This is a genomic window from Clostridium sp. (assembly GCF_021372645.1).
Classification (GTDB): Bacteria; Bacillota; Clostridia; order Clostridiales; family Clostridiaceae; genus Clostridium.
The window spans coordinates 1-11,130 of sequence record NZ_JAJFUC010000054.1 but is presented as its reverse complement, the minus strand read 5'-3'; the positions used below and the strand labels follow the sequence as shown (position 1 = coordinate 11,130).

The 11,130-nt window shown below is 27.8% G+C and carries 4 protein-coding genes and 1 pseudogene; 1 reads left to right on the top strand and 4 read right to left on the bottom strand.

Going from position 1 to position 11,130, the window contains the following annotated elements; translation table 11 throughout:
- Window positions 1-108: 108 nt before the first annotated feature.
- Window positions 109-495 carry a hypothetical protein gene (locus LLF98_RS09445; RefSeq protein ID WP_291702951.1) on the bottom strand — a complete coding sequence of 129 codons (387 nt, stop codon included), beginning with the start codon at window positions 493-495 and terminating at the stop codon, window positions 109-111.
- 242 nt (window positions 496-737) lie between these two features.
- Between LLF98_RS09445 and LLF98_RS09440 the strand changes: the two genes are divergently transcribed.
- Window positions 738-4,283 (top strand): SIR2 family protein, encoded by a 3,546-nt coding sequence (locus LLF98_RS09440; RefSeq protein ID WP_291702950.1) that lies wholly within the window; start codon window positions 738-740, stop codon window positions 4,281-4,283.
- A gap of 136 nt (window positions 4,284-4,419) precedes the next feature.
- On the opposite strand, the gene LLF98_RS09435 is transcribed toward LLF98_RS09440, so the two are convergent.
- The 3 genes and pseudogenes from LLF98_RS09435 to hsdR all read right to left on the bottom strand — a co-directional run bounded on the left by LLF98_RS09435 (window position 4,420) and on the right by hsdR (window position 10,576).
- Window positions 4,420-5,874, bottom strand: coding sequence for a restriction endonuclease subunit S (locus tag LLF98_RS09435; RefSeq protein ID WP_291702949.1), 1,455 nt, complete (start codon window positions 5,872-5,874; stop codon window positions 4,420-4,422).
- A gap of 14 nt (window positions 5,875-5,888) precedes the next feature.
- Window positions 5,889-7,301 (bottom strand): annotated as a pseudogene (locus tag LLF98_RS09430) (N-6 DNA methylase).
- Between the two features lie 2 nt (window positions 7,302-7,303).
- On the bottom strand, window positions 7,304-10,576 hold the full coding sequence (gene hsdR / locus LLF98_RS09425) for a type I restriction-modification system endonuclease (RefSeq protein WP_291702947.1): 3,273 nt from the start codon (window positions 10,574-10,576) through the stop codon (window positions 7,304-7,306).
- Window positions 10,577-11,130 lie beyond the last annotated feature (554 nt).

The window sequence follows — 11,130 nt, the reverse complement described above, 5'->3', positions numbered from 1 at the left end:
TTGCTCTGTTACTAATTTTATTATTTCCATCTTGTATTCTACTGAAAATTTCTTTCTTTTAGTCATTTGATTAACACATCCTTATCTGTACTTATTATACATACTTTTCTATGTGTCTATCAAATAGGGTATACTCCAATATCCATATATATCTTCAATTCTAATTACAAAACAAGTATTCTTATCTCCTACTAATAAAACTTCAGGTTTTTTGCACGATTTATTTATGATTTCTCTAACATAAAATAATGCTTGTAAAATGACTTCACATTTATCCTTTTTATTATGAAAGTCTTTGTCTTTCTTAAACTCCATTAGTAAATTTATTATACGATTTGTGCTATCATATTTTATAGTTCCCTCTAAATATCCATCACAATTGTAAATATAAGTAACCTTGTCATACTTAATGTATTTTCTTAAGTATTCAATATATAAATCGGAAACTTCCTTTTCTGATACTGATTCTATTATATGATTATAAAAATTATTCAACTATTTTCCTCTAAATTATTGCTTCAATCATATATACTATACTTAATTTATATTTATAACTATGGAGATTAAGGCTAAAATAATTCTTCACATGGTTTTATCTAACTAATTCCCATTTAATTCTTCTATCATTTTTTAATTTATTACATTATCGCTACTAATTACAAAATTATATAACTTAATTATAATAAGGAAGGATTCTAATTAAATATGTCAAATTGTATATTTAGGATGGTGATTAAATGAGTACTAAATTACATAGTAGAATAAAAGAAGCTATAGAAAATGATACACTAGTATTTTTTATAGGTTCTGGTGCCTCTGCACCTTTAGGATTTCCAACATGGAATGATTTAGTTATAGAAATTTTAAATAAATTATCTAACGATAATCCTTCACGTAGAAATCTTATACCTGTTCTTCAAGATAACATTTTTACAGCTATTGAAATACTTGAGAAAATTAAAAGTGATAAAACAGATATCTACGAAATAATTAAGGAGAAATTCTTAGTAAATTTTGATATTACTGATGATAAACTGAATAGACATAAAAAACTTTGGGAGATAACAAACAAAATTATAACTACTAATTATGATCTTATACTAGAATCTGCAAATCCTAAGATTATCCCTACGGTATATACTCAATGTTTTGAAATAGCACAACTAACTAAAAAAAATGAATACCTACTTAAAATGCATGGCAGTATAGAAGATGTCTCTGAATGTATTTTATTCGAAGAAAATTATAAGAACCTATACAATGGAGACGAGAAATCAGTACTTTTTCAACTAAAGAAAATATTTACTGATTATACTATTATATTTTTAGGATTTAGCTTACAGGATCCCTATGTATGTAATATTTTTGAAAATATGAACAAGATCTTTGATGGTTTTATAAATAAACACTTCATTTTCTCTACAAACGAGGACGATTTTAGCCGTTATAGTACTAATGTTATAAAAATTAGTAATTGGGAGATGGCTTTGGAAGAAATATTAGATGAAATGGTAATTATAAAACGATCTAAAAGTATAGCAGCAAAAGAAGTCTCCGTTACCACAGATAATATAACGATGGATACAGTAGTTAATACTGAAAAATCTAAAATTAAGATTGCCTTACTACTTGCCTCCCCTATTGATAATCCATATGAATTTAGCTTTAATGATCTCACAAAAAACTTTGTTAAATTTGATGTACATATAGACTGTTATTATTTTTCTTTAGATACAATACGAGAATTGGAAGGATATGATTACTTTATTATATTATCTAAAGTATTTAAAAATAAATTATGCGCTGAAGATGAATATTTTAAAAGCAATTTTGTAACCTTAACTGATCTAGAAGATAATATTTATTGCAAAAACCTAAAAGGAATATTTTGTTTTATCAATGATGAAATAGAACTCGAAAATACCCTTTCTTATCCTTTTATTATTTGTAGACAAGATAAAAATAAAATGAAAGATGTTATTTTTAAACTATTCAGGCGATATGATTACAAATATATAACTTCTAACCTTAAATACATTAACTTAGATAAACTTGAACCGATTATGCTTTGTCAAGGTGAAGCAAATATAATCAATCTTAAAACAAATATGTCGAATTCAATTGATACTAAAGCATTAGCAGAATTTGTCGGAAGAAATTCTGATTTAGAATCCATAATAAGAAAAATATTAGTTTTACGATCAAAGGGACAAATTCTTACAATTAAAGGCTCAGGTGGAATTGGTAAGACTACTATTGCAAAAAAATGTGCTTACGAATTTTCTAAAAGAGGTTTTTTTGATCAAGGAATCTATTTTATTGATTTAGAACATATTGAGAATTTTAAGCAATTTGAACACAAAATTGCTCAGTGTTTTGAATTAGATAACACAATAAATTTTAAGGATTATGTTACATTGAATAATTGTGATAAAAATAGTTTAATTATTTTAGATAATTTTGAAACACTGTTATATATTGAAGACAATCTGGAAATTCAGGAACTATTAAGATTTATTAGTGATTATTCCACTATAGTTCTCACATCAAGAGAGACTGTGTTTCCAAATTCACAAATTGAAGATATTTATACATTACGGGATTTTACAACAGATGAAGCAGTTGAATTGTTTTGTAAAAAATATAAGTATAAAATTGAAAAAGATGAAATGCAGTGTTTAAAATCTGATATTATAGAAACTTTGCTAAATAAAAATCCTTTAGCTATTAAAATAGTCACTTCCAACTTACCAAAAGGAAAAAGTATTCAAATATTACAACAAGAATTAGAAACAGATTTCTTTAATACTCTAAATGAATATACAGATAATATTTATATAAATGAATGCGATGAAAATATTGAAAAATCAAAATCTTTATATCAATCAATAAATTATTCATATAAAAAGTTAAATGATAAAGAAAAGCTTGCTTTCCAATTACTTTCATTATTTCCAGACGGAATATCCATGGAAAACTTTAAACTATTTTTTAAGACTTGCTCTAAAAATTTATCTTTAAATCCAATAAGAGATGGAGATCTAAAGTCACTTGATAATAAATCTTTAGTTGATTTAATTAATGGAAGTATTAAGTTACAGTCCATAATAAAAAGATTTGCAGAATATACATTTAATCAAAGGTCAGAAGAAAATAAAATTCTATTTTTTAGAGAAGCTTTTAATTATAATTCTTTTTTATTAAAACAAATAAATAAGATAGCTAAAACAAATGCTAAACTTGCTTACGAATTATTTGATGACCAAAGTAATAATTTTTTCAAGTCCATTACCTATATTAATAAGTTTGAAGATTACAAAATGGATAAACTTTACAAACTAGACTACATAGATGATTTCTCAGGATATAGTCAACATAATAATTGTTTAGATAGATTTATACATGAAATATCACAACTTGAAGGTTATTTTGATGAGCTTGCGGATGGAACTCTATTATTTGATATCATTAAAATTAATGCGTATTATTATTGGGGTGATTTTGAAACTTCTTTCAAGAAGCTTAATCAAGTAATTTCATTTACTAATTTTAATTGTATAACAAATAAAAACAGTATTTTTAAATCAATTATCGCAGATGCTTTTTATCTTTATTTCTATGAAGGCAAATCATTTGAATTTTCTAAATGGATAATTAATAACAAACTATCTCGACCATCATATTATAATACTGGTGTATTTGAATTAGGTAAATATAAAAACATTATTCCACTAAATGATGAAAAAGATTTTTTTGATTTCGAACAAGATTTTAACCAAGGTAAATTAAATAAAGAAGAGCTTATGACCTACATAGATAATGTTTATCCTAAAGATCATTTAGAAAAAATGCAAATTCACTATTTAAAATCAAAACTTGAAAAATTAGATAAAGAAACCATTAATGCTCTAGTTGTGACAAATCCATACACACTTGGTTTGCAAGACATGATGTATGCCTTTATTGAAGAGGATAATGAGCTAACAATTGAGCATTATTTGAATGCACTAAAAAACCTTGAACATATTAAATATTATTATGTAGAATGTATATACTACTTCTCTAGCTTTCTAAACTCTATTAATCATATAGATTATCAATATTGGGTGGATAAAGGCTATGACTTAGCTAAAGAGTTTAACTATGGCTTTCTAATTTATAAATTTGAATACTTATTAAATATAACCATAGATGTGTACAATGAAGATAATTACCATTTACCAGAAGAATTGAATTTTTCTGATTACATTACTTTTATAAAAAAGAGCTTAAATACAAAATAGATCTTTAATTTCGGAAAAATATCTTATGAATCTAATCAAGTAGGAGGAGAAAATCACTTTATTTTCCTCCTATCACCAATATAACATAACTTCAAGAAATTTATACAAAAAAATTATATTTGAATCTTGGATTTATTTATTCTTTAATTAATATTTCCTTCAATAACTCCAAAGCACTTTCATCCTCTTCTGAGTTTGTTACAAGTTCCCCCCTAAAAGCCTTTGCTAAAATTGATTTCTTTATTAATTCAATTTGTTCTTCTAATTGGGTAAGTTCTTCTATTTTAGATTCTTCTTCTAAAAGCTTACCTAAAATTCTTACTATTTCCTTTTGTTCGTTTATTGGGGGAAGCGGCAATGCCATATATACCATTCTGGTTAAACCTAAATCTCTATTCGCGACTCCATGAGTTTGTGCCTGAGATTGATTATATAATAAGTTAGAATGTAAAACATCTCTTATATATTCTGGATAAGCAATATTTCTAACTAGCTTTAATAGCGCTACATGAACCCAGATACAGAATTCAACATCACTATCTATCATTGTTACTATACCAGTTGTTCCTCCTTTAGTTAACAAAATATCTCCAACTTCTGGTCTACCTCTTTTAATAAATTCACAATAATCTTCATAACTTACATACTTTGCATCACTAAAATCTATTTTCTTATATTTAACATTCCTTGATGATATTATTGGTACTCCACTCGGTGTATAATTAGGTGAAAAATGAGGTCCATCACTAATCCCCCATGTTATTTGACCTATAGAAACCCATCTCCAACTTTTAGGCAAATCATATAATTTATCTATCCCTTTTGTCTTTCCTTTAATATCTATCTTGCATGATTCCTTCAACTTAGATTTTTTACCTGAGACAGAACAAAATTCATCATAATATTTATTTCTTAAAAATTCTAACTCTTCATCCGACAAAGGTTTATGCTGATTACTATTTAACTTTCTCCATTCTCTTGTTAGCTCTCCACTAAAAGCCTTATCCAAGACAGCACTCTTCCTCTTCTCAAATCCCTCTCTAGCCTCTTCAATTAATTCCTTAGCCTTATCTAACTTTTCAAAAAGGCTTTCTATTCTATCAACAATTCTTTGTTGCTCTTTTAATGGTGCAATTGGCATAAGTTCTTCTCTTAAAAATTTATAATGCCTACTATACCCTTTATCAGGCAGCCTTAAGTTTTTTAACATATAGTATAAATATTTTGTATTCATGTCTCTTTGCAATAATATTTTTACTCCATCTGCACCTTGTATAAAATTAAAATCTACATATTTAATGCACCTTGAATGGTCACCAAACACTAATATAGGTAATTCCCCATCATAAGTTAGTTCAAATTTATCTGAATGACCTCCTACAAAGTTTTCACCTTGGTCAATGATAGGAATACTAAACTCTTCTGAAAATTCTTTGTACTCACTTTGCTTTAACTTTTTGTTGCTACTTGTAACATTATCAAAAATATATTGTAATTTACTCCACACCCAATTCCCAGGCACCTCATAAGGTCCAGCCTTAACAATAGCCTCTTCCAGCTTTTCTTCTAAAGTCAAATTCTTCTTAGCCATTCATTCTACTCTCCCTATTTCTCTAAGCTTCTTAATTCTTTAATAACACTCATAAGTAAGTCAGTTGCTTCTTCAAGCTTTGCTACTGCTTCTTCTGCACTTTCTATTGGCTCTGGTAGGTCTTCGTAATCTAAGATTGAATCATCTTTGATAAGTCCTAAATCTAAATTATTATTCTTTTCTTTAATTTCTTCTCTAGTAAACTTATTCCATCTTTCATCTTGCACTTCTTCTCTATTTTCAGCTGTATACGCTTTTACGAAATCATCAAAATGTGATTCCTTTAATTGATTTGTCTTACCGAAGTTTTGCATGTTTGTTCTTAAATCATAGAACCATACTTCCTTTGTATTGTCTTTATCTAAAGTACCCCTTGTAAAGAATAATACATTTGTTTTAACTCCTTGAGCATAGAAAATACCTGTTGGAAGTCTTAATATTGTATGTAAATTACATTTATCCATTAAGTCTTCTCTTATTTTAGTTCCATCACCTTCTTGGAATAAAACATTATCTGGTAATACTACTGCCGCCCTTGCCTTTCCATCTGCTTTTAAACTTCTGTATATGTGTTATAAGAAGTTTAATTGCTTATTTGATGTCATGAAAGTCAAGTCATCTCTTGTAGCTCTTTCTCCACCCTTTTTAGTTCCAAATGGAGGGTTAGAAAGAACTACATCTAAATCTTTCATCTTCTTACCTTCATTAGTTAATGTATCTCCAAGGATTATGTTTCCTTCTATATCATGAAGCATAGCATTCATAAGTGCTAATCTATGAGTTTCATGAACTAATTCACAGCCTGAAAATGCTTTAATTCTTTGAAATTCTTGCAAATCTGTATCTAAATCAAAATAATTATCAGTTTTTTCTTTCATATAATGATCAGCGCCAATCATAAATCCAAAAGTTCCTGCTGCTGGGTCATTGCATTTTTCACCCGGCTTTGGATCAATTAATTTAACCATTACATCTATCAATACTCTTGGTGTAAAGTATTGCCCTGCACCTGATTTCTTTTCTGATGCATTCTTTTCTAATAATCCTTCATAAAGATTACCAAGACCTTCTTCCTTAGCAGAATACCAGTCTAATCCATCAATAGTTGTAATTATTTTCTCTAAATTCTTTGGTTCATCTATATTAGTAGCTGAACCTTGGTATATTTGCTGTACTGTCCCTGTGCTTTCTTCTCCTAAATGATTTAATAATTCTTTATAGAATGTCTTAAGTTCTATTCCACTTTTAGATTTTAAATCATCCCATCTATATCCTTCAGGAATTTTTCCTTCTGATCCTGTTTCTTTTGCCATTTTTAAGAAAAGGATATAAGTTAATTCTGTTACATATTGATGATATGTTATTCCATCATCTCTTAGTACATTACAAAGATTCCAAAGTTTACTTACTATTTCTTGTGTATTCATATCTAGCTAATCCCCTTATCTTCAAACATATATGTTTTTAGTTTATTTATTATATCTTCTAAGTTACCATTAAACATCTTTTCATTTAATCTGTCAAACCCACCACTTTGAGCTTTAAAACTTCCTGTGTTTAATGTTTCTTTGTCAATAACTACTTCTTTTAACATTACTTTTTCTATTCTGCTTAACCAATTTTCTTGAGGTTTTGTAAAATAATATTCTTTCTTGATCTTAGAAATTGCTCTTTTAACTCTTTCCTCATTTGATTCCAGTGGACTTCCTAAAGCTTGTTGTCTTATAAATGCAATTATATCTGCTACTATTTCTTCATTATTCAAGTCTTTCCATGCAGTCTTTAAGTATTCTTCATTAAATCCTTTATTATCTAATATGGCTTTAAGCTGTTTTAAAGATTCCTTTGTTAAATCTTGTGGTCTTGTGCAGACTACTTCTAAAGCTTGAATAGTATTTTTATTTTCTTCAATATACTTTTTAAACTCATCAATATAATCTTCTGGCTTTTTGCCTTTTCCATATCCCCTTGTATGTGACACTACCTTATCTTCTTTATCAGAAACTATTATTATTTCTTCATTAGTGTATTTTTCATCTAAATATTCCACCAATGAATTATTTCTAATTATTTCTTTTGCAGCTGTTTCAGCATCAACACCTCTTAATTCATTAATAAATTCTTCTGGTGTTTTATCATTACAAAGGCTTTTAAAAATTAATCTTTCATTTTCATCAATTAATTTCTTTTTCCTTTGTAATTTTGCTATTACCTTGTTAACTACTGCTTCTTTTTCTTCTATGCTTTCTGATCTTTCTAAAGTTTCCTTTAATATTTTAAAACTTGCATTAGCATTTGCAGCAACTGGCTTCATATTTGTCATATCTTTAAGGGCCTCATAAAGCCTAACACAGTCGAATATCTCAAAATGTGTTTTTTGAATCTCATCACATAATCTTGTAGCTCTACCTAACATTTGTTCATAAAGTATTCTTGACTTTACTCTTCTTAGGAATACTATCTTATCTATTTTAGGGACATCAATTCCTGTAGATAACAAATCTACTGTAACTGCTATGTTTGGATAAGTCTCATTTTTAAATTTCTTAATAGCAAGATCTGGATCTTTTATAGCACCTGTTATTTTTAAAATTGAATTATCATCAACCCCACCAATAGTTTCTTTATAAATATCTTTTAATAATCTAACTATCATATCAGCATGAGCATCACTAGCTGCAAATATCAAGGTTTTCCCTTTATCATTTTCAGGATCTATATAGTTTGCGACATCTTCAAGCGCTGCTCTTGTATGAGCTTCTACAATTACTTTTTTATTAAACTGATCTATTTCAAAATCAATATTATCTTCTAATTCTGCTCCATTAATAAGCTCGCCAGTAAATTTATTATATTTAGCTACTTTATCTCCCTTATTATAATGAACTCCATTTTGAGTAAGTTCAGTTTCTATAAGGTGAGGTGGTTCATGGTCTACAAGATATCCATCGATAACAGCATCTCTATAGCTATAGTTATATACAGGATTTCCAAAGATCATTGTTGTATGAAGAGCTGGTGTAGCAGTAAGAGCTACTTTAAACGCATCAAAATATTCTATTACCTTTTTATATTTACTTAAGAAATCTCTGTCGTCTCTCCAGTCAACTTCAGTATCAGTCATTTCTTTATCTAAAGTATATCCTCGGTGAGCTTCGTCAACTATTATGCAGTCATAGTCACCAACAGAAGGCACATTAGTTTCATCTTCATTGTACATGATTCTCTTAACCATAGCTTGTACAGTCGCTAAATGAATTTTAGTTTCTTTATCAATAAGCTTTTCATCAAGACCATTAATATTGTAAATTTGATTTAAAGTCTTTAGATCTTCTATCTTTACTTCTTTAAATGTATCAAATGCTTGATCGCCTAATGAAGTTCTGTCAACTAAAAATAGAATTCTTTTATATCTATTAGTCTTAATCAGCCTATAAATCAAACCTAATACAGTTCTTGTCTTTCCTGTGCCTGTAGCCATAGTTACTAAAGCTGATCTTTCTTTTCCTTCTGTAATAACCTTCTCTACTGCTTTTATAGCTTCAACTTGGTAATCTCTAAGACCTATACTGTTTTCTGACTTCAAAAATTCAAAGTTTAATTCATCCAAACTCTTATTAGCCTCTTCAATATTCTCCTCGAGCATAGCTTCAAGCTTTTCTGGAGAATACCATCCTTGAAGAACTTTATCATTGTTTCTTGCATTTCTGCAATCTAAGAAATGAACACCACTTTTATCTTCAATTTCTTTTATATATTTTCTGCCATTAGTTGCAAATAAAAATGGTACTTTATAATCATTCCATTTAGAAATAACATAAACCTCATGTTCTTCTTTTACCCCTACAGCATAATTTTTAGCTTCAATCATAGTTCCAGCTACATCTTTAGAATATTTTTTAGCTTCTACAAATCCAACTAATTTTTCTCCAATAAATAATGCATAATCAACTTTACCATTACCTTTTTCCATTGAATAAGTAGGCCATTCAGCTATAGCTAAATTTCTTCCTTTCTGAGGTCTTGTCCCTTTTGAGTATCTTATATTAATAGTATCAGCTTCCCATCCTGCTGATTTTAATTGATCATCTATAATTCTTCTTGTTTCAGCTTCACTAAGTTCAATTCTTCTACTAGCCTTTCTACCTTGCTCCCTACGCTTTTCCAACTCTTCTTTATCCTTTTCTTGAGTTTTTAAAGCATTAAGTTCAGCTTCTAAAGCTTTATATTTTTCCTCATATTCTTTAGATATATCATTAACATTATCTCCATACTCATTTTCTTGCTTATCAGGCATCTTAAATGCGCTAGGTTCAAAACTCCAATCTCCATAAGTCTGCATAAACCAGACAGCTAATTTAAAGGTTAATTCTAATTGAACCTTTGCCTTTTCAACATCTTCATACCACTCATGAGCAGCACTATTTCTCTTTATTCTAAGCATATGAAGTATATTATCAATGTCTTCTGGAATTAAATCTTCCTTTTTTAATAACTTAATTCTATTATTGTGATTATTATCATGAGCTATTAAAGTAGTATCAATATCTTCCATAGAAAACATATATTGAACCACAATTTCACCAAACATACCACATTTAATGAATGTAGTATTTGAATCTATGTAAAGATTTCTTTCTGCTAATGTTCCTAGGTTTTCTAGGATTGGCCATTTTTCTTTTAAGAATGTAAAGTTACTCATCTCATATCCCCCTATTTCAAAAATAGAAACGTATTCTATCAATATCCTTTAAAAATTTATAATTCGAGTATTTTTTTAAAATATAATTTTTATAAATTTTAAATCATGGTAATAAATACCACATCTTTATAAAATTATTATACATCATTTATTATAAAATTGTAATTTAACGTAAGTTATTATAAATACTTTGTTATATTCTTTTACTAAATATACTAATTCAACATTTTTGAATAAAGATAATTTCTTTATAAAAGCCTCTAAATTATATAATTTTGCACAAGAAGTTTTTATATTTTAAGAAATTTATGAAAGTAAATTTTCTAATAATCTCTCCGAATTAGATAATAAGTCATCAAATGTTAACACCTCTATACTATGACTATTTTCGTTGTACTTTTTTAATTTTAATTTTGGAGTATACCCTATTTGATAGACACATAGAAAAGTATGTATAATAAGTACAGATAAGGATGTGTTAATCAAATGACTAAAAGAAAGAAATTTTCAGTAGAATACAAGATGGAAATAATAAAATTAGTAACAGAGCAAGG

Excerpts from the sequence above, each read along its gene's own strand:
- hsdR (WP_291702947.1), bottom strand. The coding sequence starts at position 10,576 with ATGAGTAACTTTACATTCTTAAAAGAAAAATGGCCAATCCTAGAAAAC.
- LLF98_RS09440 (WP_291702950.1), top strand. The coding sequence starts at position 738 with ATGAGTACTAAATTACATAGTAGAATAAAAGAAGCTATAGAAAATGAT.
- LLF98_RS09435 (WP_291702949.1), bottom strand. The coding sequence starts at position 5,874 with ATGGCTAAGAAGAATTTGACTTTAGAAGAAAAGCTGGAAGAGGCTATT.